Origin of the sequence: Leptotrichia sp. oral taxon 218 (assembly GCF_018128225.1) — a bacterium.
Classification (GTDB): Bacteria; Fusobacteriota; Fusobacteriia; order Fusobacteriales; family Leptotrichiaceae; genus Leptotrichia.
The window spans coordinates 808,504-833,912 of record NZ_CP072377.1 but is presented as its reverse complement, the minus strand read 5'-3'; the positions used below and the strand labels follow the sequence as shown (position 1 = coordinate 833,912).

The window sequence follows — 25,409 nt, the reverse complement described above, 5'->3', positions numbered from 1 at the left end:
TTTAATTATACAATTTATCTTTAAACTACTAACATTCCTTGGAATTTTTCTTTTATTTCTTCCAATTTTTTCTCGGTCATAGCATCTTTTGTTTTAAGTTTTACATTTACTTTTTTCCCGCTTGTCTTATCTATTCCTGTCACTTCCAAAATTCCCTCTTTGTTAAGTTTCAAAATAACTTCGATTGAAGAATCTTTTGAAAGATTTCTAGGCAATTCTAATATTGCGTTTCCAATATAAAAATCATCATCTACATCAATTACATCATCCATATAATCACTTTCATATATTTCTATATTTACTATTTCTTGATTATCACTCATTGTCTTAAATATTCTTTTTTCTTCGATAAATCCTTTTTCCATCAACTCATTTTTCTTAATCATGTTCAAGCAAATAGGCTCTCCATCTTTAACCGCTTTCACACCAAAACTTTTTGTAGTAGCAGTCACTATTTCTCTAAATACTCCGCCAACACCTATCATTTCAGTTTCAACACTCAAATTTTCTTTGTAGTCATCTGGATTCAATTTATTTTCTTTAATTATATCACTTGCTTCAGTTTCAACAATTTTTTTGTTATTTAAATAAACATCTACCGCATAAATTGCCGCTCCTTTTGCCACTGCTTCATCTGGTTCAAAAATTTTTACTTTTTCTTTTCCAAATTTTTCACATATTGTATCTTTTACTTGCAGCATTCTTGTCGAACCACCTACTAAAAGTACCTCATCAATTTCATCATATCCTTTACTTTTAGCAATTCTAACAACTTCATTTGTTTTATTTAAAGTTTCGTTAAGCAATATTTTAGTTATTTCATCAAATTCTTTTCTAGTTACTTCTAATTTTATTCTCTTTCCATCAATTTCAAATGTACCATTAACTTTTTCCCTAAAACTCAATTTTTTCTTAACTTCTTCTACTTTCAATCTAAAATTTTGCTGCATATATTCATCAAACTCGCCATCGTAACCTTCCTGTTCACGAACTTTATCAAAAAGATAATCCATTAACGCATCATCCCATCTTTTTCCACCTAGATCGTGATCTCCGTCAGAACAAATAACTTCTATTTTATCAGCATTTACTCTCATAACAGTAACATCAAAAGTTCCTCCACCAAGATCATAAACCATAATTGTTTTATTTTCAGAATCTCTTGTACATCCATAAAATAGTGCTGCTGCTGTCGGCTCATTAATTACTTCAAGCACATTCAATCCAGCGATTTTTCCAGCATTTTTAGTAGCAGTTCTCTGTGCAGTCCCAAAATACGCAGGACAAGTTATTACAACATCTTTAACCTCTGTATCTAAAGCTTCTGAAGCATCTTGAGCCAATTTTTTTAAAATATATGAAGAAATTTCTTCTGGAGTTCTTGCTTCATTATTATGTTCAATTGCAAAATCTGTTTTCCCCATTAATGATTTAACAAATTGTACTGTATTATCTTCATTTAAAACGGTATCTTCTTTTGCATCTTCTCCAACTATTATTTTATTGTCTTCTTCAAATTCCACAACTGACGGTGTTAAATTATCCCCTTCACTATTTTTTATAACTTGTGAATCTCCTTTTTCATTAACATACGCAATACAAGAATATGTTGTTCCTAAATCTATTCCAAATACATATTTTGACATTTTTTGTCTCCCTTCACTTTTTACATAATATTTTTTCTTATTTTTTGATTATCTTTATTTAATTTTATTGAACATTTATATTTTAACACATTTTTTTTAAATTTTGTAGACTAATATGTTTTTTTAAGTTCATAAAATTTTTTTTATTGAATTATAAACAGTTTATAAAAATTTTATTTTATTATTTTATATTTTTTATATTTAAAATTTAAACATATTTTTATTTACTGCTTTTATAATTACAAAAATAGTATACTATATTTTGTTTAAAAAGTCAAGAAAATTTTTTCTAAAAATTATATATTTTTATTTACTTTATTTTTAGATTATAATAAAATATTTTTATTATTTTGTTTTTTATATTAATTAAATTAAAAACAAGAGACTTTCGTCTCTTGAAATATTTTTTATTAATTTAATGCCACTTTTGTTCATTGTGCCATCTTTCTTGTTGGCGTTCAATCACACGATCTCGTTCTCTTTGATTTGCTTCTTCTCTCATTCTTCCTGCTCTTGCAAGTCTAGCATGTTCCTCAGGTGATAAATTTTTTAACCATTCGAAATAGTTTTTAATCATAGTAGGAATTTGTACTGCAACAATGATCAGAAACATTACTCTTGTATGCACTGGATTTCCTTCGATTTCACGACTAAATCCAATAAACCAAGGATACGCATATGCTGCCAATACTGGAAAAAACAATTTTAAGTCATATCTAACTTGTGATATTGCTACAAATAATACAATAATTAGAATTGCTGAACATATTTTTACATCTATAAAATCATATTTGAAAAATGTATCTTTCAATTGAAGTATAATCCAAGTTAATCCCAATCTTATACCCATATTAAAAACTTCTCCAATAACTCTCCAAGTTGTTCTCATAAATTCAAATCCTGAAAATATTATACTAATTATAATAAATACCCAAATAAGTCTCGCATCAAACTTTTCATTAAAAGTTATTCCAAAATTTATTAAAGATTTTTTTCCAACTGTAAGTAGTGCTATACATACAGCAAATATTACAAGTGTTTTCCATATTTCTAATCTTTCAACTCCATTTTTGTCAGCTCTTTCATTCATCTTTCTAATTCTTTCATTTATTTCTTCTTCTCTCATTTTTGATCCTCTCCTTTGATTTTTTACTTTTTTATTTTTTTACTTTTTTATTTTTTTACTATTTTATTTATTTTTTTTTATTTTACTTTTATTTTTACTTTTATTTTATCCATACATTTTCTTTATAATTTGACATATTTGCGATGATTTTCTTTTTTTTCTGTTTATATCTACTTCTTTTATTTCATCTAAACTCGTATTATAATAATCTTTTTTTCTCATTCTTTGAAAAGTTTCATAATCAAAGTGATTTCTTCCACCCGTCATTTTTCTAATTTTAGAATCTTTTCCCAACTTTAATGCCAACTTTACCACACCAACTATAAGATTCCCTTTTACAATACTTTTAGCCATTTCTCCAGCAACTGTGGCTCCCGCTCCAATCACTTTTCCAGGTCCGTGAACTATCATCTTTTCAGCCATTTCATCTCTTAATCGTGTATTTATGTAATATCTGCCATTACCCATATCATGTTTTATCGGCGCTATTATGTCCAATGCTTCGTTTTTTCTTCTTATTTCGCTTTCCTTACACTCTTGTTCCATTCCAGATTCTCTAAAAAAGTTTCGAAATCTTATTCCTTTATCAAAATTAATTGCAGTCGCATTCATTATTTCATATAATTCTTCAAATGTTTTATTATTTATCACAAATACAACATTTCTAAAATTGATTTTTGATGGAACATTACTTTGGTCGCATAATTCTTGTAAACTATCCGTTCTCAATTTCCCCGTATCAGTCAAATAATGGGGAATCTCTATAACTTGTCCACTTACTTCAAAAGACGAAGATTGCAAACTTTCATAAAAGTTACTGTCTAGGTAATTAAATGTATTGTCAACCATATCTTTTCCAATTATATCCAGCTTTCTCATAAATGCTTCCACTTTATCCATATCCTGTCCATCTTCAAATGCTTGTTTTATAACATCAAAAACATCTTTTGGAGTCGCATGTTTATTATTTTGGTCAAAACGAAAAGATTTATCAATTTCTTTACCGTCATATCCACCTTCAATTAAAAAAGTGTCTTCAAAATATTTGTTAAATTCTGTCATAATTTTAACCGCCTTTTTTATATTTATTTATTAGTATTTTTATTTACTGTTTTTTAATTACAAAATTAGTATACTATATTTATTTTCAAAAGTCAAGGACTTTTTTATAATTTTTTGTAATTTTTTATATATTTTTATTTACTTTTATTTTAAATTATTTAAAATATAAAAAGTTAATACATTTTATTATGTTTTATTTTAAAAAATATATAAAAAAAAAGTAAACTTAAAAACCATAAATAATTTAAGTTTACTATATATTATGAACTGCTCCCGCTTTTAGAAGCGAGAGCTTCTTGATAAGTATCTGCGCATGACTAGCCAAATATATTATTTAATTTTTTTTATTTTATTATGATGAATTTTTTTACTCTACTTTTTCTAATATTTTTTTTGCATCTAAATTTCCTTTTTCAGCTGATTTTTGAAGCAATTCTTTTCCTTTCTCTTTATCTCCTTTAATATAATACTTCATTCCCATATTTATATTTTCCTCATCTTTAAATTTATCAAACCACTCTTTCGACTTTGAAATATCTCCTTCTTCATAATAAATTGATCCTAATTTAGCCATTGCATCTGGATTTCCTTTTTTAGCCGCATTTTCATACATTTCTTTGGCATCCTTTTTATTTCCATCTTTATAATAAATATCTCCCAATTTAATCATTGCGTCCAAATATCCAATTTCTTCCGATTTTTGCTTTTCTATTGCTTTTATATACCAAATCTTAGACTTTTCCTTATCTCCTTTTTTATTATAAAGCTCTCCTAAATCATACATCGCTTTTGAATCTCCGTCTTCCGCCAATTTTAGATACCATTCTTCAGCTGCTTTATTATCTCCTTTTACTTCATAAATACTTGCAACAAGACTAGACATATACTTATTTTCCTTTACCGCCTTTTTAAACCATTTTTCTGCTTCTTCTTTTTTCCCTAAATCAAGATATTTTGATCCTTTATCAATGTATCTCTCATCTCTTGTATTTATATAATTATATATGGAAAATCCTGATACTGCCAATACGCCAATTACCATTGCAACTTTTATTTTTTTATTTTTAATTTTAATATTTTTCATTTTTCTATATTCTCCTTTTAAGTTTTTAAATTTATTTTTTATTTTCTATAATTATTAACATTAATATTTTTTCTGTTTTTTATTATACTACAAATAATAAAAATAGTCAATATGTTTTTAAAAAATGTATACTTTTATTTACTGTTTTTTTAAGTATAAAAAAAATAATTTTTATAATACATTTTATCTCTCACTATTTTTTAACAAAAAAATTTATAAAAAAAAATAAACTTAAAAAATATTATTATTTTTAAGTTTACAATTATTATCAATCTATATTTTAATTTATTTTAGTTTTTTATTATAATATTATGCCTTTCTTTCAAATTTCACCTCAACTTCTTTCCCAAAAAACGCAACCCCAATTTTCAAAACTCTCTCAATCCCAGCATTTCTCAAAACTGAAACATATTCTTTCTCGTCAATCTGTTTAAGTGCAATTTCACATTCTTTCTCAAGTCTTTCTTTAATTTTATCTTCACTCAGTTTTTCCGTAATATTCAAAATTTTAAATTCAAAAATAATCCCTTCTTTTTTATCTGATTTATTAAATTTATCAAAAATATTTTTCGGCTTCAAAAGCAAGTCATATCGTCCTTTCCCGGCAAACCCATTCGACGAAATTTCATACTCATTTCTCATTTTTAAAACCAATCCAAGCATAAGTCCATGATAAAACTGCTCTTTATAAGTTCCGCTCACATCAAAAATTCCTACATTTTCTAATAAAATTTCATTTAATTCCATTTTGAAGTTTTTCATATCTCCATTTTTTAATGCATTAGTCAATTTTAAAAAATTCTTCGGACTACCAAAATACACTTCAATAAACATTCTGGAAAACATCTTCAGAATTTCCTCATTCGGTATTTTTAAATAAGCTTCTTCGTCACTTTCATTATATTCTTCAGCTAAAGTTAAGTATCCGCTATGAAAAAACAAGTTCCAAATATTTTTCTCAAAATCGGCTTCCAAGTTTCCAAAAGTCATGCTGTCATTAATCGTTTCAAATATTTTTTCTTTATTCAAAAGTTTTGAAAATTCATCAAAAATCTCTTCTTTCATTCTTTGCAAATACAATTGAATCAGCCCATTCCCGCTTGTATTCACCCAGTAAGCCCCAAGCCTTCTTTCATCCAGAAAATTAATTATCGACCAAGGATTATACACTTTCGTATCTCCAAACAAGTACCCATTATACCACTTTTGAACATCCTGCAAATCATATTCCATTCCAAAATCTTTCAATGCATCTTCAACTTCATTTTCCAAAATTCCAAAATATTCCGTAAATCTTTTATTCAAAATACTATGAACCTTTATATTATTCAGTCCAGAAAAAATATTCTCTTTCGCAACTCTCAAAATTCCAGTCATTACACTCATTTCAAGATATTCATTATCCTTCAAAACTGTGCCATAAAAGTTTTTGAAAAAGTCAATAGCTTCTTTGTAATAGCCTCTTATGTATGAATTTATTATTGGCTGATCGTATTCATCAATTAAAATAATAACTTTTTTCCCATAATAATTATACAAATATCTTGTCAAATTCAATAATGATTTTTCCCAGTCGCCTTCATCTTTCTCAAGCCAAATATCTTCAAATCTTTTCAAGTCTCTTTTATTCAAATGTTCCATTAAATATTCAAATTCTGCATAAATATCTGAAACTATCGATTTTACAGACTTAAAGCCACTTTCCCAATCATTTTTATTGTAATTTTTAAACGAAATCGAAATTACAGGAAATTCCCCTTGTTTATCAAAATACTCGCTTTTAGAAATATTAAATCCTTCAAATAATTTTCTGTTTTCTTCTTTATCTTTAACATCAAAAAAGTATTTCAACATCGACATATTCAATGTTTTCCCAAACCGTCTTGGACGAGTAAATAATTTTACTTCTGAACCTTCATTTAAAATATTTTCAATTAGTTTCGTTTTATCAAAATAGTAATAATCATTTTGAATAATTTTTTTAAAATCAGATACTCCTATCGGAAGTTTTCTTTTTTTATTAGTTTTCATATTATCGCCTCCCTTTTCTTAATATTATATCATACTCATAAATAAAATAAAAATTTTGAGAAATTTATTATTTTCTTTAATTTGAGATAATTATTTTCTTTTTTAATAAAAAAAGTAAACTTAAAAAATATTATTATTTTTAAGTTTACAATTATTATCAATCTATATTTTAATTTATTTTAATTTATTTTAGTTTATTTTAATTATTTTTTAGTTTTTTATTATAATATTATGCCTTTCTGTCAAATTTCACTTCAACTTCTTTCCCATAAAACGCAACCCCAATTTTCAAAACTCTCTCAATCCCAGCATTTCTCAAAACTGAAACATATTTTTTCCCATCAATTTGTTTAAGTGCAATTTCACATTCTTTCTCAAGTCTTTCTTTAATTTTATCTTCACTCAGTTTTTCCACAATATTCAAAATTTTAAATTCAAAAATAATCCCTTCTTTTTTATGTGATTTAGTGAACTACTCCCGCTTTTAGAAGCGGGAGACTTCTTGCTAGATATTGTTAAAATAAAAAACAAAAAAAGTTATCCAAAGAAAAAGACAAACTAAACTTAAACAAAATAATACCTTCGCATCTTTTGCATTCATTTTAACTTCTGCTCTTTCACTTTTATTCTCATTTGAATTTGAATTATAATTTTTTCTATATCTTTCTTTCCTATCTTCTTGTGACTCTTTATTTTCATTTTCAGTATTTTTATAATCTCTTTCAACAGTATAAGGTATTTCTTCTTCTCTGCAGAAGCCATAAAATATATTTCGTGCATCTGACTCATTTTTTATTTTTAAATTAATTTGTGAAACATAATTTTCTATTTGATTTAGTTTCAGTATTCCATCCCTTTTATATACTTCTTTTGAATTTTTAAGTATTTGATTTACTCCAGCATATTTTACTTTTTTCAAATAATTATCATATTCTTTTTCTTTATTAATATCATTTAAAATTATTCTATATGATTCTAATAGTTTACTTTTTTCAGAAGCTCCACTTCCTCTTCTTTTTGAATAAAAGTTTTTCAATTCTCCAACTTTTTCCAATTTTTCACTTTTACTCATTCTTTGAAAAATTCCTTCTCCTTCCAAAAAATCTTCTAAAGTTTTATCTTTCATTCCTAAATTTTCTAAATTTTCTTCAATTGTAATTAATTCCCCAAGATTAATTTTTTTATTTAAAATCTCGCAAAATTCATTGTAAACTTTCTCATCAAAAGTATTCTTCGCCATTATATTTCCTATCTCCTATTTTATTCTGTTTCATTTGAACTCGATTCTGAATTATCTTCATCCGATTGAGAAGAATCATCGTCTGTTTGATTGTCATCTTCAGACTGTGTATTATTCTCTTGATAATTTTGATTATTTAATTCATTATATTTTTTTGCTGCATCTAAATCACCTCTATCAGAAGCATCTTTATACCATCTCATAGCCTCTTCAGTTTCTCCTTTATTATAATAAATCTCTCCTAAAAAATACATTGCTCTTGCATTTTTAAAGTGAGCAGATTTTTTAAAATATACTATTGCATTAGTGATATTTTCTTTATCATATTCTAATATCCCTTTATTTAAAAATTCTTCACCTTTTTCTTCATCTGTTTTTTCAGGTATTTCTTTTGTTTGTTCAGGTTCTTTGGATACTTCTTTAGAAACTTCTTCTTTTGGTGTATTATTCGTAGTTTGCTTTTGCGAAATATCTTGTTGAACATTTTGTGATCTATTTTCTTGTCTTTGATTATCTTTTTTCGAAATAGCTAATACTGCAATCACTATCGTCAGCATTGCTACTATTATCCAAACAAATGCAGCTCCGCTTGATTTTTTCTTTTTCGTGTCAGATTTCCAATTATTATTATTATTTCTATTATTACTGCTTCTATTATCACTATTTCTGTTATTGCCATTGTTATTCTGGTTTTGACCAGTATTTCTCTGTTGTGACTGAGAGCCTGTGCTTGACTGATTTTTTCTTTCGTTTTCTTTTTCGCTTTGGTTTTGATTCTGATTTTGACTTTGATTTTTTTGATTCTCTTGAATATCATAAGGTATTCTTTCCGCTCTGCAAAATCCATAAAATATATTTCGTGCATCTGACTCATTTTTTATTTTTAAATTAATTTGTGAAACATAATTTTCTATTTGATTCAGCTTCAGTCTTCCATCCCTTTTATACACTTCTTTTGAATTTTTAAGTATTTTATTTACTCCAACATACTTTGTTTTTTTCAAATAATTATCATATTCTTTTTCTTTATTAACATCATTTAAAATTATTCTATATGATTCTAATAGTTTACTTTTTTCAGAAGCTCCACTTCCTCTTCTTTTTGAATAAAAATTTTTCAATTCTCCAACTTTTTCCAATTTTTCAGTTTTACTCATTCTTTGAAAAATTCCTTCTCCTTCCAAAAAATCTTCTAAAGTTTTATCTTTCATTCCTAAATTTTCCAATTCTATTTCTATCATAATTGATTCTTTAAAATCTATTCTTTTATTCAAAAATTTACAAAATTCTTCATAAGCTTTTTCATCAGACATTTTTTCTGCCATTATAACTTAACTCTCCTAACTAACTTTTCTCTCTTTTTGATTATATCAAAAAATATAAATATTTCAAAGCATTAATTATTTTAATTATAGTAGTCTCTAATTTTAGTTTTTTTTATTCTACTGATTTTAACAATAAATATATTTCTGTTATCATTACATTATAATATAAACTATAAAAATAGTCAATTTTTTTTAATAATTTTATATATTTCAATAATTAAGGGATAAATTCAAATAAATATATTTACTGTTTTAAAAAGCAAGTTCAACATAAAAATATAAAAAAGTTTATTAAAAATATAAAATATTCATAAGTTTATAATTAATACTATTTACAATTATATGCTTACTAACATTTTCGTGCAATTTATCTCACAACTAAAGTTCGACTGTTCTTGCACTATTTCATAAAATAGAATCTAGTACAATATCAAACTTCATATTTTAATAGTTTCGAATAATTTTTTATTATTTATTCAGTTTATTTTTTATTATAAGGATTAATGTTTTTTATCCTATAAAGTACTAAAATTATTAAAACCACAAGTACTATATTATAGGGGGTTGTTTCGTACATATTATTAAAATTCAAAAATACAAGTATAAAGTACATTAATAAACATATATAATATGAACTGCTTTTATTCTCAAAATTTAGACAAGTCATTAATGATACTAGTATTATACCAAACACCTTAAATAAGTTTAAATAATCATAATCATTAATTAAAATCAAAAAACCAAATAAAAGAAAAATCAATAGAAATATTCCGTTCATCCAAAACGATATTTTCATTTGAGATTTCTCTGTTACTTCAAAATTCTCATCAAATACATACGGACAATTTTTTATTAAAGACATTATTAAAAATGCTGCTCCTGTACTTCCTAAAATAATAATGGCGTTTCCAAATGCTTGTGATATTTCAATCATTTTTGCCGTTGTAAAAAAATATATCAATACTATATTTAGTATACAAATTAAACAATAATAAAAGGGATATCTATAATTTAATAATCTGCTTTTTTTAATTAATATAGATTTTATATAGATAAGCAATATTATTGTAAATATTATTGTCACTATTACTAACCCAATTACATTTAATTCCATAATCTTCCCCAAAAAAAGACAAACTAAGCTTAAATAAAATAATACCTTCGCATCTTTTGCATTCATTTTAACTTCTGCTCTTTCACTTTTATTCTCATTTGAATTTGAATTATAATTTTTTCTATATCTTTCTTTCCTATCTTCTTGTGACCTTCTATTTTCATTTTCAGTATTTTTATAATCTCTTTCAACAGTATAAGGTATTCCTTCTTCTCTGCAGAATCCATAAAATATATTTCGTGCATCTGACTCATTTTTTATTTTTAAATTAATTTGTGAAACATAATTTTCTATTTGATTTAGTCTCAGTATTCCATCCCTTTTATACACTTCTTTTGAATTTTTAAGTATTTTATTTACTCCAGCATACTTTGCTTTTTTCAAATAATTATCATATTCTTTTTCTTTATTAATATCATTTAAAATTATTCTATATGATTCTAATAGTTTACTTTTTTCAGAAGCTCCACTTCCTCTTCTTTTTGAATAAAAGTTTTTCAATTCTCCAACTTTTTCCAATTTTTCACTTTTACTCATTCTTTGAAAAATTCCTTCTTCCTCCAAAAAATCTTCTAAAGTTTTATCTTTCATTCCTAAATTTTCTAAATTTTCTTCAATTGTAATTAATTCCCCAAGATTAATTTTTTTATTTAAAATCTCGCAAAATTCATCATATGATTTATTTTCAATTGCCATTTCATTTTTCCTTTCTAACTTACAAAAATTCCCCAAAAATATTTTTGGGGAACTTTTTTGTTAAATTTTATATATTTATTTTTTAATTAACTCTTTCATAAGGAACTCCCAATTCTTGAAGTTTTGCTATTCTTTGATCTGTACTTGGATGCGTTGACATCAATGTAAGAAACAATCCTTTAGATTTTTCTCCAGAGTAACCATCTAAATGATCTAATGCTTCTGCCAAGTCATACCCATATCCAGTATCATTAGCAAAGCTGTCAGCCTCAAATTCTTGTGATCTATTACTTTGTAAAACAAGCAAAGTTCCAATTTTAGTCCAAATATTAAATAATCCTACCAAAATAGCATCAAGTATAACTACAATAGCAATTGATGATGTATAATCTGTAGTTTCTTCATAACTTCCATCCCATCTTCTTTTTCTTCTACGGGATCCTCCAGCAAACATAGCAAGTATGAATCCTAATACAAAAGTTAATATTCTTATCAAGACAAACATTATATTAATAATAAAATTTCCCACAGTTATAAGCAATATTAAATCTGTATCTTTATGATGAAGATGTCCAAATTCATGAGCAAAAATTGCTTTTATCTCATCATCTGAGTATTCTAATAATCCACGAGTCAAGCAAATTGTATTTCTACCAGTCGCAAAAGCATTAGGCTCTTTATCATCATTTATATATAATTGTATATTAGGTGATATTGACGGATCAAGTATTTGAGCTCTTTCATAAACTTCATGAAATAACGGTTTTAATCTATCAAGATCTTCTTTTCTTGTTATTTTTTCACATTTATTTAATTTTCTAAGCAGCCATTCTCCTATTGGAGATAATGCTATTGAAATTGAAATTATATACATTATTATTCCAAATATAATTGCCATAATCGCCATAACGGGAGTTATATTTCCATCATTTGCAAAAATTAAAGTAAAAACATTAGCAAATATAATTACAACTACAACTATATTTATAACCAAATACAACAATATCCCCCAATTTTTCATTTTAAATATTCTTTTAAAAAATTCTATTACATACATAATTGCATTTCTCCTTCATTTATAATTTTTTTCAATAACTTACATATTTTAAGTTACTGAAAAAATATATCTTTTTTTCAAAAAAATATTAAAGTACTGTCATTCCTTTTACTTTTTCTTTTACTTCTTCAAATTTTTCATCTGACATTACACCTTTTGTTTCCATTTTTACATTTACTTTATTATTTTCAACTTTATCTAAACCAGTTACTTCCAAAATTCCTTCTCCACTTAATTTCATAGTAATTTGAATTGGTGAACCAGCAGGAAGATTTTTAGGTAATTCTAATATTGCATTTCCAAGAAAAAATTCTTCATCTACATCAAATTTTTTATCCATATAATCATTTTCATATATTTGTATATTTACAGTTGCCTGATTTCTAAATAAAGTATAAAACTCATCTGAAACTTCTATAAATCCTTCTTTCATAGGCTCATTTTTTATAATCATATTTACACATTCTTCAGTTTTATCTTCATGTGTAACTTTTACAGCAAAACTCTTTGTTGTCGCCATAATTATTTCTCTTTGAGCTCCACCAACACTCATTGATCTCTCGTCAACTTTTAAGTCTTCTTCATAATCATTAGGATTCAAATCATTTTTTCTTTCTGAAGAAATAAAAGTTTTATCTTCAAGAGCTTTTTGATTTTTTACATAAACATTTACTGCATGAATTGCTGCTCCTTTTGCTACAGCTTCATCTGGATCAAATACTTTAATTTTATCTTCTCCATATTTTTCAGATAATGCATTTTTAACTTGTGGCATTCTAGTTGATCCACCTACTAAAAGTATCTCGTCAATTTGATCATATCCTTTACTTCTTGCAACTTTTATTGCTTCTTCTGTCTTGTTTAAAGTTTGACTCAATAAAGTATTAGTTATACTGTCAAATTCATCCCTGTTTAACTTCATGACTTGCCTTTTACCATTAATGTCAATCATACTGCTAGCCTGTGGCTTCGAACTTAACTGCTTTTTTAATTTCTCAACTTTTAATCTTAAATCTTGCTGAGAACTTGCATCAAGTTCAACAGATCCATTCTTTTCTTCAAATTCTTTTAAAATATATCTCATTAATAATGCATCCCAGTTTTTTCCACCTAAATCATGATCTCCGTCAGAGCAGATAACTTCTATTCTATCAGAAGTTATTCTCATAATTGTCACATCAAAAGTTCCACCACCAAGGTCATAAACTAAAATAGTCTTATCATCATGTGTTTCTGCACATCCATAATCTAAAGCTGCAGCTGTCGGTTCACTAATAATTTCTAATACATTTAACCCGGCAATTTCTCCAGCTTTTTTAGTAGCCATTCTCTCTGCAGTTCCAAAATATGCTGGACAAGTTATTACAACATCTTTAACTGGTTCTGACAATTGTTCTGAAGCATCATTAGCTATTTTTTTCAAAATATATGATGAAACTTCTTCTGGTGATATATTTTTTCCATTATATTTAATTACAGTATCTGTTTTTCCCATCTTTGATTTTACCAATGACACTGTTTCATTAGGCTTCAATACCGCTTCTTCTTTTGCAGCCTCTCCTACTGTTATAGTTTTTCCATCAAATGCTACCACTGATGGAGTTGTAGTATTCCCATCACTATTTTTAATTATTTGTGCTATTCCTCTATCATCCACATAAGCTATACAAGAGTAAGTTGTTCCCAAATCTATTCCAAATACATATTTTGACATTTTTATTATTCTCCCTTCAATTCTTCTTTAGCTTTTTCATTATAAACATAAACTTCCACTTTTTCAGGTGAAATTACTTTCCCTTTGTAAATATAACCATTACTTTTTACTTTAAAAACTTTTCCATGATTTTCTTTCTTATCTGTTTCTATTTTTTCTATTATTTTTTGTTTTTTAACATTAAAATTTTGTTCATTTGTTATATCAGTTTCATAAATCTCTATATCATTTTTTTCCAAAATCGTATCAATTTCAAAGATAAAAGTTTCTAAGAAATTAATTTTTTCTGCTTCAGTTTTTTGTGAAAAGTTTTCAATTCCTCTTTTAAAACTATTTTTCATATCAATTAAATCCATTAAAGTAGGTTTTATCAATTTGAAATAAAGATCGTCTTTATATCCTTGTAATTCTTTATGAAGATCATTTACTACATTTTTTTCAAACTCCATACTTTGAATTTTTTTCAAAAACATATTATTCAAATTTGCTATTTTTTCATTTAATGCTTTTATTTCTTCAAACATTTTTTCAGAATTTTCATCATTTTTCGCTTCTGATTTTGTCTCTGTTTCTCTCTGCTCAGTTTTTACAATCTTCTCTACATTTTCTTTGAAGTTTCATTAACTTCTTCTTCTCTTTTTTTTCAGAATTTTCTTCATTAACAATTACTTCACTTTCTTTTATTTCTTTTTCAATTTTTTCTTTTTTTTCATTATTTTTCATTTTTTTACAAGCTTCATCAAATTTTTTATCTTCAACAATTTTAGAACCATTTGCTATTTTTGTACCACTGTAATCGTATTCTTGTTTTTGTTTTTTCTCTTCCACTTTTTCATCCTCTTTCTTTTTCTCTTTTTTTTTAAAAAAATTCAATGGATTTTTAAATTTTGACAATTTTCTCCACAAACTCCTTTCTTAAAAAAATTTCTTCAACATAAAACACATTACTTTTTTATGAAAACAGTATACAACATTTTTAAAATCTTGTCAACTACTTTTTTAAAAATTTTTATTTATTTACTGTTTATTTTGTTTTATTTTAAATATATATTTTTTAACATTTTACAATTTACCGTAATTGTAAAATGATTATACATTATTTTTATTTTTTTGTCAACTATTTTTTATAAAAAAAATCAGATGTATAAAACATCTGACTTTTAATATATTATTTTTCTTCTTTTTTTGCTGTTTTTTTAGTTATAGCTTTTTTCGATTTTTTTTCATCTTTAAAAACTACTTTTTTTACATCGTCATAAGTTTTAGCGAAATAAAACTTCATTTGACTTGAGATTTCTTTTGGCAATTCTTCTGTATCAATTTTATTGTCAAAAGGCAACACAACTTCTCTTATCCCAACTCTGTGAGCTCCTATGACTTTTTCCTTGATTCCACCGACTGCCAAAACTTCCCCAGTAATTGTGATTTCTCCAGTCATTGCCACATCTTGTCTTACTTCTTTGTTTGTCAAGACAGAAATTATCGCTGTAGTTATTGTAATTCCTGCAGAAGGTCCATCTTTTGGCACAGCTCCTTCAGGAAAATGTAAGTGAACATCGCATTTTTCATAAAAATTTTCTTTTATTTGCAATTTATCTTTTATATATCTCACATAAGAATAAGCAACTTGTGCAGATTCTTTCATTACATCTCCCAATTTTCCAGTAAGCTGCAATCTTCCTTTTCCGTCCATTTTAACCGCTTGAACTTCCAAAGTAGTTCCTCCGACAACCGTCCAGGCAAGTCCATTTACAACTCCAACTTTTCCTTCTTCTTTTCTAATTTTATCTGGTCTAAATTTAACATTTCCCAAATATTTTTTAATTTTTGTTTCTGTAACCGACAATTTTTTAGTTTTTGAAAGAACCGCTTCTTTAGCCATCTTTCTAAATAGTTTCCCAATTTCTCTTCTTAAATTTCTAACTCCAGCTTCTCTCGTATACTCGTTAATAATTTTTAAGATTGAATTTTCTGAAAATGGAATTTTATAATCTTTCAATCCATTTTCTTCTTGAGTTTGCGGAATCAAATATTTTTTTGCAATATTCAATTTTTCAAATTCTGTATAAGATTCAATAAAAATGATTTCCATTCTATCTCTCAACGGTCCTGGAATTCCACCCAAGTCGTTTGCTGTACAAATGAAAAATACTTTAGATAAATCAAAAGTGTGGTCAATGTAATGATCCTCAAAATTATTATTTTGTGCCGGATCTAACACTTCAAGCATAGCAGATGCTGGATCTCCTCTAAAGTCAGACGCCATTTTATCAATTTCGTCAAACAACATAACTGGATTATTCACTCCAACTTGTTTTAGTGAATTTACAATTCTACCCGGCATAGCTCCCACATAAGTTCTTCTATGTCCACGAATTTCCGCTTCATCTCTAACTCCCCCAAGTGAAATTCTCGTAAATTTTCTATTCATTGCACGAGCAACTGAGTGCGCAAGTGAAGTTTTTCCAACACCTGGAGGCCCAACAAGGCAGATAATCGAACCTTTTAGTGTATTATTCAACTTTTTAACCGCCAAAAATTCCAAAATTCTCTCTTTAACTTCTTGCAAACCATAATGATCTTCGTCCAAAATTTCTTTAGCTTTTTCAATGTCAATCTCATCTTTCGTAGACTTGCTCCAAGGCAAATCCAAGACCGTTTCAACATAACTTCTAATAACCGACGCCTCCGAAGAAAAATCTGGCATTTTTCTAAGTCTTGCCACTTCCTTCAAAAGTTTTTCCTTCAAATCTTTCGGAACTTTAGTCTTCTTAATTTTTTCGTCCAATTCCTGCGCATCTTCTTCGTTATCAATTTCTTCGCCCAGCTCATCCTTTATAACTTTAATTTTTTCACGCAAATAGTAATTTTTCTGTAATTCTGCCATCTGTTCTTTCACACGACTCTCAATATTCATATCAAGAACAAATACTTCCATTTCAACAGTCAATACTTCCAAAATTTTTAGAGCACATTTTTCAATATCCGTAATTTCTAAAATTTCCTGCTTTGTAACTGCTTTTATTGGTAAATGTGTACAAATTAAATTAAAAACTTTTTCCACATCTTCAATTTCATTTATATTTTGAACAATATCAGGTAAAATTTTCTGTGTCTTTTGCGCATATTCTGAAAATTTTTCCAAAACCTTTTGTCTTAAAGCCTGAGATTTACTTTCAGAAATAGGTTTTAAAAATATTTTTTCATATTCTCCAAAAATAACATTATTTTTTTTATCAAATTTATTTATTACAACTTTAGATTTAGATTCAACCAAAATTTTTATATTTCCATTTGGCATTTTAACAGATTGAATCACTTTTACCAAGACACCAGTCGTATAAACATCTTTAGGTAAGTTTGGCTCTTCCATCTCCGCATCTTTTTGCATCGAAAGAACTAAGTTCCCGTCAAAATTATTTATCGCTTCTTCCAAACTTCTTAAACTAGCTTCTCTTCCAATAAAAATTGGTGTTACAGTTTCTGGAAATATAACCAATTCTCTTGTCGCTATATATGGTTTATTTGACATTCTTTCCCCTTTCATAATCAAATTTTTTTATTTTTAAATTTTTAACTTTCTTTTTTTATTTTTATTTTATTTATTTTTTACTCTTTTTTTATTTATTTATATTTTATTTATTTTTTTATTTTTCTTTTCTTTCGATTTCCACTTTATTTTTATCTGTAACAGATTCTTTTGTTATAATAACTTTTTTTACATCTTTTTCAGACGGAATTTCATACATCAAGTCTGTCATAACATTTTCAATTATCGAACGAAGCCCTCTTGCCCCAATTTTTCTCTTTAATGCAAGTTTAGCAATTTCAACAATCGCATCTTTCTCAAATACAAGCTCCACATTTTCCATCTCAAAATATTTTTTATACTGTTTAGTAAGCGAATTTTTAGGTTCAGTAAGTATTTTAATCATAGCTTCTTCATCAAGTCCGTGAAGCGCCGTAATAACTGGAAGTCTTCCAATTATTTCAGGAATTAGACCAAATTTAATTAAATCTTCAGGAAGCACATTTTCAAACAAAGTCAAATCGTCTAACTTAACATTTTCAGTTTCCAATCCAAATCCAACTTTTTTTTCATTAATTCTATTTTTAACTTTGCTTTCAAGCCCTTCAAATGCTCCACCGACGATAAATAAAATATCTTTTGTGTTAATTTCTATCATCTCTTGATTTGGATGCTTTCTTCCACCTTGTGGCGGCACACTCGCAACTGTCCCTTCGATAATTTTAAGCAGCGCCTGTTGCACCCCTTCTCCAGAAACATCTCTTGTAATTGACATATTTTCCGATTTTCTAGCAATTTTATCTATTTCATCAATATAAATAATCCCGTGTTCAGCAGCTTCGATGTCATAGTCTGCAGCTTTTATCAATTTAAGTAGCACATTTTCCACATCATCTCCAACATATCCAGCTTCTGTAAGAGTTGTCGCATCAGCAATTGCCAAAGGTACATTCAGCGTTTTAGCAAGTGTCTGTGCAAGTAATGTCTTTCCGCTTCCTGTAGGTCCAACCAAAAGTACATTTGATTTTTGCAGTTCTACATCATCGTCAACCGATTTATTCTGTTTATGTGTAATTCTTTTAAAATGGTTGTAAACTGCGACAGATAAAACCTTTTTTGCCCTTTCTTGACCAATTATATACTCGTCCAATTTCGCTTTTATCTGAACTGGCTTTAAAAGCGTTATTTCTTTATTTCTATTTTCAAATTCGTCATATTCTCTAAAACTTTCAAGTAATTGTTCACTTTCTTCTATACATTCGTTACAAATAAATACATCTTCTTCTTCTTGACTTTGAATAAGTCTTTCTACTTCTGATTCTTCTTTACCGCAAAAAGAACAGTAATATTTTTTCTTATCTTTTGGCATTTTGTCACCTCTTTAAATTTTTAAATTTTTAAATTTTTTATAATATCTTATCTACTAATCCATATTCCACAGCTTCTTCGGCTGACATAAAATTATCTCTTTCAGTATCTTTATAAATTTCTTCAACTGATTTATTCGTTGCTTCAGATAAAATCTTGCTTGTAATTTCTTTCATTCTTTCAATTTCTCTTGCCTGAATTTGAATATCTGTCGCTTGTCCTCTTGCTCCTCCAAGCGGCTGGTGAATCATTATTCGAGAATTTGGCAATGAATATCTCTTTCCTTTAGTTCCAGCTGCCAAAAGAACCGCTCCCATACTGGCAGCCTGTCCCACGCAAACTGTCGAAACATCACATTTTATATGACGCATTGTGTCATAAATTGCAAGTCCCGCTGTAATTACACCTCCTGGACTGTTAATGTACATAACTATATCCTTTTCCTTGTCTTGCGCATCTAAAAACAAAAGTTGAGCAACAATCGCATTTGCCATATTATCTTCAACTTCTCCGCTCACAAAAATTATTCTATCTTTTAGCAGTCTTGAATAAATGTCGTAGCTTCTTTCTCCACGACCGTCATTTTCAATAACTACTGGACTATATACTGACATAAAACTCTCCTTTTCTCATTTTTTATTTTTTTTATTTTTTTTCTTTCTTTAGTTTTTTATATTTTTTTCTCTTTCTTTTTTTTCTTTTTTTCTCTTTCTCTTTTTATATTTTTTTTTCTCTTTTTTTCTTTTTGCTTTTTGCTTTTTGCTTTTTTTCTTTTACTCTCTATACTATTTTTTTTGTTTTTTTTTCTTTTCTTTTCTTTTCTTTTTTACAAATTTAATTCTTTTAAGTTTAATTTTTTTTAATTTTTAAATTTTGAAGTTTGAAGTTTGAAGTTTTGAAATTTTTTCAAACTATTTTTACTATATCATAATATTCCCATAAAATCAATAATTTTAATTTATAAAATTATATAAAAAAGAATCTTGCAATAAAGTATATCACAAAATTCTTTTGAAATCAAAATATATAACAATTAAAATTTATTAATTATTATTTTACTTTAGTTTCTTTTACTAATAAATCAATAGTTTTTTGGTTTACCAATCTATATTTTGCTTCATCGACAAATCTTTGGTAATTTCCTGATTTTTTAACTTCATCCAACATTGTCGCTTTATCCATTCCATACATTGTAGCCATTACTTCAAATTCGTTGTCAACTTCTTCGTCAGTAACTGTGATATTTTCAACTTTTGAAATTTCAGAAAGAACTAATTCAGTTTTAACAGATTTTTCTGCCATTTCTCTTGAATCTTCTCTCATTTTGTCAATAGTTTGACCAGTCATTTGGAAATATTGACTCAAGTTAATTCCTTGCATTTGCAATTGTTGTGCAAATCTATTAATTTGGAATTCAATTTCTCTGTCAACTAATGCTCTTGGAGCTTCAACATTTGTTCCGTCAACAACTTTTTCGATTATTTTATTTTTAAATTCGTTTTCTACTCTAGCTTCTTCTCTTTTTGTAATATTTTCTCTAGTTTTAGCTCTCATGTCGTCAACTGATTCAAATCCTAATTCTTTTGCTAAATCATCGTTTAATTCAGCTTCTTCTTTTCTCTTAATAGAATTTACTTTTACTTTAAATAAAGCAGGTTTTCCTTTTAAGTTTTCCGCATGATACGCTTCAGGGAATTTAACATTTACATCAAATTCGTCATTTTTTTTGTGTCCTACGATTTGGTCTTCAAAAGTGTCAATAAAGCTGTGAGAACCCAAAGTCAAGTCATATCCTTCAGCTTTTCCTCCATCAAATGCAACTCCATCAACAAATCCTTCAAAATTAATATTTACAACATCATCATTTTTAGCTTCTTCATCTTCAGCAACTTCTTTTAATTTAGAAGCATTTTTTCTCATTCCTTCGATTTCTTCATTCACTTTTTCATCAGTTACTTCAAAGTTTTCTTTTTCAACTTCTAGTCCTTTATATTGTCCCAATTCAAACGAAGGTAATACAGGAATTGTAAATACAACTTCAGCTTTATCTGCTTGAATTTCATATTTTTCCAATTTAATATCTGCAATTGGTTTCAATTCATTTTCTGCAACTGCTTTTTGATATTCATCAGAAATTATGTGATTCAAAATTTCTCCATCGATTTCTTTTTTAAAGTTTTTTTCAATAACATTCGCAGGTACATGTCCAGGTCTGAATCCATCCACTTTAGCATCTTTAAAATGCACTAAAACATGTTCTTTTAAGTGTTTAAATTCTTCTCCTTCTCTAACTGCTGATACTTCGTAAGTTGTTTCATCTAATTTTTTTACTGCCATTTAATTTTTCCTCCTAATTTTTTTTATTTTATATATTAATTAAATTTAATTAATTTATTATTTAAATAAAATCTTTTATTCTAAGTTCGATATACAAATCAGAATGAACTGACTTAAATATCGGCGTATAAATAACTCGGTACTTTCTTTTATTTTCGTTTTTAGTTTTTAATTTATGTCCCAAATTATATCCAATTACAGAAATAATTCTATCATTTTTTTTTACAAACCCTTTAAAGTGCCGATTATCTATTCCAAATTTTGAAATTTTTATAAATTCGACTTCCGTGTCTATGAAGTTTGGCTCTAAATTGTCCAGACCAAATGGAGCAAGTCTATTTATATCGCACAATTTTTTCTTATTAATACTTTTAATATTTAGCCAAGAATCCACATTTAAAACTTTTTCCACATCTTCCCGATTTTTTCTGACCAGTTTTTGCCGCAAATATCTCTCCACTTCAAGAAGATATTTTTCCGAAACCAAAAATCCAGCCGCCAAATCATGCCCTCCAAACCGCTCCAACTTTGTAGAAATTTCTTTTAACATATCAAAAATATTAATTCCTTCAATACTTCGGCAAGACGCCTTCCCATACCCATTTTTTATTGAAACCAGAATCACAGGTATGTTATATTTTATAGAAATTCTTGAACAAACAACGCCAACAACGCCAGAATGCCAACTTCTACTTTTCCTGAACCTCCCACGACTAAAGTCGCAGGGTTCTAAAATCTTTAAAAATATTCAAAAATTTTCTAAGAAGTTTGATAGCTTTACACTACCCTTATTCTTTTAGGTGTGTTCAGCTCACCTCTATTGTATAGGACGCTTAAGTCCACAACTTTACTTTTTCTTAAAATATTTAATGCTCCATTACAATCCGCATTTAATTGATAGCCTTTACTTGTTTGATATAGTCCTCTTTTTATTCTTTTTCCACTGAATATATATTCTTTTTGATTTTCTTTATCATATATTGGAATTTCATCTCCATCAAAGAAACTTGCTTTTGATGTATAACTCTCTTCTTGCAGTTTAAATTCTATTCCATATAGTTTACATAGATATATTAATTTATCTCTTAATTTTCCATATGGTATATTTACAAAATTTTGATTATTTATACTTCCTATATTTGAATTTCTTTGAAAATCCTCATTATGTCCTAGAACTACTTTTCCTATATCATTATTAAGACAATAATTTATTATTATTCTTGCTGCTTTTGAAAGATAATCATTTATACGATTATTTCTCTTTCTGGCTATTCTCTTTTGCCTTAATGTTGTGCGGGAGGTCTTTTGCTTATCTTTTATACTTTGTAATTTTGCATTTATCTTATTATAGTATTGATTAATTGACTTTAATTTTCTACCATCTATTATGAATGATGCTCCATTATTAGTTACACAAGTACATAGATTGTCTATGCCTAAATCAATTCCTAGTGCATTGTTTTCATTTAATTCCCTCTGAACTTCTTCTACCTCATAAGTATATTGAATTTCAAAGTACCTAGAATGTTGTTTTGGTATTATTCTAATCTCTTTTATTTTCTTGCCTTTTAATACTGGTGGCAGCTTAATTTTAACTTCCTGATGAGTTTTCTTAAACGAATTTGAATAAGGAACTCTCAGAATATCATCTTTTAATCTTACAAAACCTATAACAAGAGTTGTAAAACCATCTTTAGCAAGATATTTAGGTAATTTTATATCTTTAAAATTATATTGACCATTCTTAGCAAGTTTTAAAAGTCCAAAAAATGATTTGAAACTTCCGTCTACTTCTTTTAGAATTTGTTGTGCCATATTAGAATTTAACTTCTTAACAGTTCTCACTGTTTTTAAGCATTTTATAGTTTTCATTATAACTTAAATACTTTTTCTTATTAAAATAGTATTGTCTAATATTATATATAGCTTCATTAGTTAAGTTCTTGGCTATATGAGATAAATATTTTAAATTTCTAAACTCCTTTTTACTAAGATGTTTTACCTGTTGTTTTAAAGTTAAATACATAGATATCACCTCCTTTTCATCAGAGATATTATACCATGTATTCTACATTTTATCTGTCAAAAAAGTAATATTTTTTAAATGTTTTTAAAGTTTTTAAAACCCCACAACAGTGGGAAGCGTCGTTCACACAAGTGCGCTACTACTTATGCAGTTCTCTTGGCATATATACTCCTTAATAAATTAAGGAGATTAGCCTTGAACTTCTTGTTATCTCTAACAAGCACAGACTATATCTTATCCATATCCTATTTCAAGGACTTAGGCGAAACCACTTCCAATACCAATCGCTTGTATTGTACTCCCCTCACGAGGGATAGTCGTTGAACTTTCCTTTTCAGGCTTAGCTGCTGATTGTCTATTATCATAATGTTTAGGATTTAACCTTGCACCATCTAGTATATTTTTTCTGCTTTCGCTACCTTCACACTTATACCATATTTGAACGAAGGTATTATGTTGTGGTCATACTAGCTTTAAGAGTTCCCAGCAATTCAGTTTCTTTGTTGCACAGTTCTTTCTGTGTCTACATACAAGTTTCCCTATATGCTTACTAAAATTTTCGTACAATTCATCTCACGACTAAAGTTGCGAGTGTTCTTGTACTATTTAATAAAAATATATTTTGGTCTATTTAACCTTTGTATTTTTTCTTCAATTTCATTGTAAATTTCATTTTCTAAATAACGCCGTATTTTATTAGCTCTTTTCATTTCTTCAATAATGGAAATCAATTTAAAATCATCTTCCTGAATAAAAAAGTTTACTACAATTTTTGAGTTATCAATTCTTCCAAGAGCATTAAAAATTGGTGCAATCAAAAATCCAATATCACTTGTCGTAATATTTTTCGGATTTATTTTCAAATAATTAATAATATACTTTAAACCTTTTATTTTTGTTTTTTTTATATTATTTAATCCTTTTTTTATAATAAATCTATTTTCATTGACCATCGGAACTACATCTGCAACCGTCCCAATCATAACAATATCCAAATAATCGTAAAGTATTTTTTTACTCATTCCAAGTCTCTCATAAATAGCACAAGCCACTTTAAATGCGACTCCAGATCCAGATAAATATTTATTTGGATAACTTTTACTTATTTTAGGATTAATCGTTAAAATTTCCATTTCATCACAAACTGTTGTCTGTCTGTGATGATCGGTTACGATTATGTCAATTCCATTCTTTTTTAACAGTGTTATTTCTTCACGGCTATTTATAGAAATGTCAACTGTTATAAATAATTTTGTATCTCTTCGCTTCAAAAAATTTATTGTAGATCTATTTATTCCAAAACCTTCATGCACACGATTTGGAATGTAATAATCAACATTCAATCCCAATTTTCTTAGCATAATAACCAAATATGCAACTCCTGAAATGCCATCTACATCATAATCTCCATAAATTACAATTTTCTCTTTTTTCAATTTTGCTAATTTTATTCTTTCAACAACTTTTTCCATATTTTCAAACAAAAATGGATCTAATAAGTCATTTTCACTCGTATTTAAAAATTTTTCAACTTTTTTTCGTGTATCTATGCCTCTGTTTAACAAAAGTCTAGTAATCAGCTTACTTTCGCCAAATTCTGAACTTTTTTTTGTCAAATATTTTATATCATATTTTTTCAATTCCCATTTCATCACAAATTAAATCGCTTTCTAAATTAATATATTATTAATTTTTTTTAATATCATTTAATATTGATGATATTTTTACTCCATACTCAACGCTGTTATCCATATGGATTCTCACTTCTGGAACAAATCTTATCGAAAGATGTGAACCAATTTTTTTTCTAAAAAAACCTTTTAACTTATTCAAATCCGCTTCGATTTTTTCTTTATTTACATTATTTTTCAAATCCAATATAGAAAAAGTCAAATCCAGATAACGACCATCTTTTGTCAACTCAACTTTATGAATCGACACAAGATTTTTTATCTTTTCATTTTCAATATCTGTCAAAAGCATCATTCCAACAATTCTTGAAATTTCTTTTTCAAGACCTTGTCTTCTTCTCTCATTCATATTCTCACCCCTTT

General features: G+C 27.1%; 19 protein-coding genes and 2 pseudogenes. All 21 read right to left on the bottom strand.

What is annotated here, in order from left to right:
- Window positions 1–20: 20 nt before the first annotated feature.
- The 21 genes and pseudogenes from J5A73_RS03920 to rbfA all read right to left on the bottom strand — a co-directional run bounded on the left by J5A73_RS03920 (window position 21) and on the right by rbfA (window position 25,395).
- A complete protein-coding gene (locus J5A73_RS03920; protein ID WP_211616815.1) occupies window positions 21–1,646 on the bottom strand; it encodes an Hsp70 family protein in 1,626 nt (541 codons plus the stop codon).
- A 415-nt stretch (window positions 1,647–2,061) separates the two neighbouring features.
- Entirely contained in the window at window positions 2,062–2,772 is a 711-nt protein-coding gene (locus tag J5A73_RS03915; protein ID WP_211616813.1) for a hypothetical protein, read from the bottom strand.
- 105 nt (window positions 2,773–2,877) lie between these two features.
- Window positions 2,878–3,834 (bottom strand): hypothetical protein, encoded by a 957-nt coding sequence (locus J5A73_RS03910; RefSeq protein ID WP_211616811.1) that lies wholly within the window; start codon window positions 3,832–3,834, stop codon window positions 2,878–2,880.
- A 367-nt stretch (window positions 3,835–4,201) separates the two neighbouring features.
- Window positions 4,202–4,918: a tetratricopeptide repeat protein gene (locus J5A73_RS03905; protein WP_211616809.1), complete on the bottom strand. Its 717-nt coding sequence runs from the start codon at window positions 4,916–4,918 to the stop codon at window positions 4,202–4,204.
- A 309-nt stretch (window positions 4,919–5,227) separates the two neighbouring features.
- On the bottom strand, window positions 5,228–6,949 hold the full coding sequence (locus J5A73_RS03900; RefSeq protein WP_211616807.1) for an AAA family ATPase: 1,722 nt from the start codon (window positions 6,947–6,949) through the stop codon (window positions 5,228–5,230).
- A 229-nt stretch (window positions 6,950–7,178) separates the two neighbouring features.
- Window positions 7,179–7,397, bottom strand: a pseudogene (locus tag J5A73_RS03895) (PD-(D/E)XK nuclease domain-containing protein); the annotation flags it as partial.
- A gap of 57 nt (window positions 7,398–7,454) precedes the next feature.
- Complete coding sequence (locus tag J5A73_RS03890; protein ID WP_211616805.1) at window positions 7,455–8,189, bottom strand: hypothetical protein; 735 nt, start codon at window positions 8,187–8,189, stop codon at window positions 7,455–7,457.
- A gap of 20 nt (window positions 8,190–8,209) precedes the next feature.
- Window positions 8,210–9,514, bottom strand: a complete 1,305-nt coding sequence (locus J5A73_RS03885; protein WP_211616803.1) for a sel1 repeat family protein — start codon at window positions 9,512–9,514, stop codon at window positions 8,210–8,212.
- A 481-nt stretch (window positions 9,515–9,995) separates the two neighbouring features.
- Window positions 9,996–11,324 carry a hypothetical protein gene (locus J5A73_RS03880; RefSeq protein ID WP_211616801.1) on the bottom strand — a complete coding sequence of 443 codons (1,329 nt, stop codon included), beginning with the start codon at window positions 11,322–11,324 and terminating at the stop codon, window positions 9,996–9,998.
- Between the two features lie 82 nt (window positions 11,325–11,406).
- Window positions 11,407–12,381 (bottom strand): M48 family metalloprotease, encoded by a 975-nt coding sequence (locus J5A73_RS03875; protein WP_211616799.1) that lies wholly within the window; start codon window positions 12,379–12,381, stop codon window positions 11,407–11,409.
- An 88-nt stretch (window positions 12,382–12,469) separates the two neighbouring features.
- Complete coding sequence (locus J5A73_RS03870) at window positions 12,470–14,095, bottom strand: Hsp70 family protein (protein WP_211616797.1); 1,626 nt, start codon at window positions 14,093–14,095, stop codon at window positions 12,470–12,472.
- Between the two features lie 5 nt (window positions 14,096–14,100).
- Window positions 14,101–14,688: a nucleotide exchange factor GrpE gene (grpE, locus tag J5A73_RS03865; protein ID WP_256438658.1), complete on the bottom strand. Its 588-nt coding sequence runs from the start codon at window positions 14,686–14,688 to the stop codon at window positions 14,101–14,103.
- Window positions 14,675–14,989 (bottom strand): hypothetical protein, encoded by a 315-nt coding sequence (locus tag J5A73_RS03860; protein WP_211616792.1) that lies wholly within the window; start codon window positions 14,987–14,989, stop codon window positions 14,675–14,677. Before J5A73_RS03860 ends, grpE begins: the two co-directional genes overlap by 14 nt.
- Window positions 14,990–15,263: 274 nt before the next feature.
- Window positions 15,264–17,627 carry an endopeptidase La gene (gene lon / locus J5A73_RS03855; protein ID WP_211616790.1) on the bottom strand — a complete coding sequence of 788 codons (2,364 nt, stop codon included), beginning with the start codon at window positions 17,625–17,627 and terminating at the stop codon, window positions 15,264–15,266.
- Window positions 17,628–17,742: 115 nt separating this feature from the next.
- Window positions 17,743–18,993 carry an ATP-dependent Clp protease ATP-binding subunit ClpX gene (gene clpX, locus J5A73_RS03850; protein ID WP_211616788.1) on the bottom strand — a complete coding sequence of 417 codons (1,251 nt, stop codon included), beginning with the start codon at window positions 18,991–18,993 and terminating at the stop codon, window positions 17,743–17,745.
- A 37-nt stretch (window positions 18,994–19,030) separates the two neighbouring features.
- Window positions 19,031–19,606, bottom strand: coding sequence for an ATP-dependent Clp endopeptidase proteolytic subunit ClpP (gene clpP, locus J5A73_RS03845; RefSeq protein ID WP_211616786.1), 576 nt, complete (start codon window positions 19,604–19,606; stop codon window positions 19,031–19,033).
- A gap of 436 nt (window positions 19,607–20,042) precedes the next feature.
- On the bottom strand, window positions 20,043–21,329 hold the full coding sequence (tig, locus tag J5A73_RS03840) for a trigger factor (RefSeq protein WP_211616784.1): 1,287 nt from the start codon (window positions 21,327–21,329) through the stop codon (window positions 20,043–20,045).
- A 61-nt stretch (window positions 21,330–21,390) separates the two neighbouring features.
- Window positions 21,391–22,065: a DHHA1 domain-containing protein gene (locus J5A73_RS03835; protein ID WP_256438657.1), complete on the bottom strand. Its 675-nt coding sequence runs from the start codon at window positions 22,063–22,065 to the stop codon at window positions 21,391–21,393.
- 41 nt (window positions 22,066–22,106) lie between these two features.
- Window positions 22,107–23,355: pseudogene (locus tag J5A73_RS03830) on the bottom strand (RNA-guided endonuclease InsQ/TnpB family protein).
- Between the two features lie 602 nt (window positions 23,356–23,957).
- Complete coding sequence (locus J5A73_RS03825; protein WP_249069383.1) at window positions 23,958–25,007, bottom strand: DHH family phosphoesterase; 1,050 nt, start codon at window positions 25,005–25,007, stop codon at window positions 23,958–23,960.
- A 34-nt stretch (window positions 25,008–25,041) separates the two neighbouring features.
- The gene (gene rbfA, locus J5A73_RS03820) at window positions 25,042–25,395 is read right to left on the bottom strand and encodes a 30S ribosome-binding factor RbfA (RefSeq protein WP_211616782.1); all 354 of its coding nucleotides are present in this window, start codon (window positions 25,393–25,395) and stop codon (window positions 25,042–25,044) included.
- Window positions 25,396–25,409 lie beyond the last annotated feature (14 nt).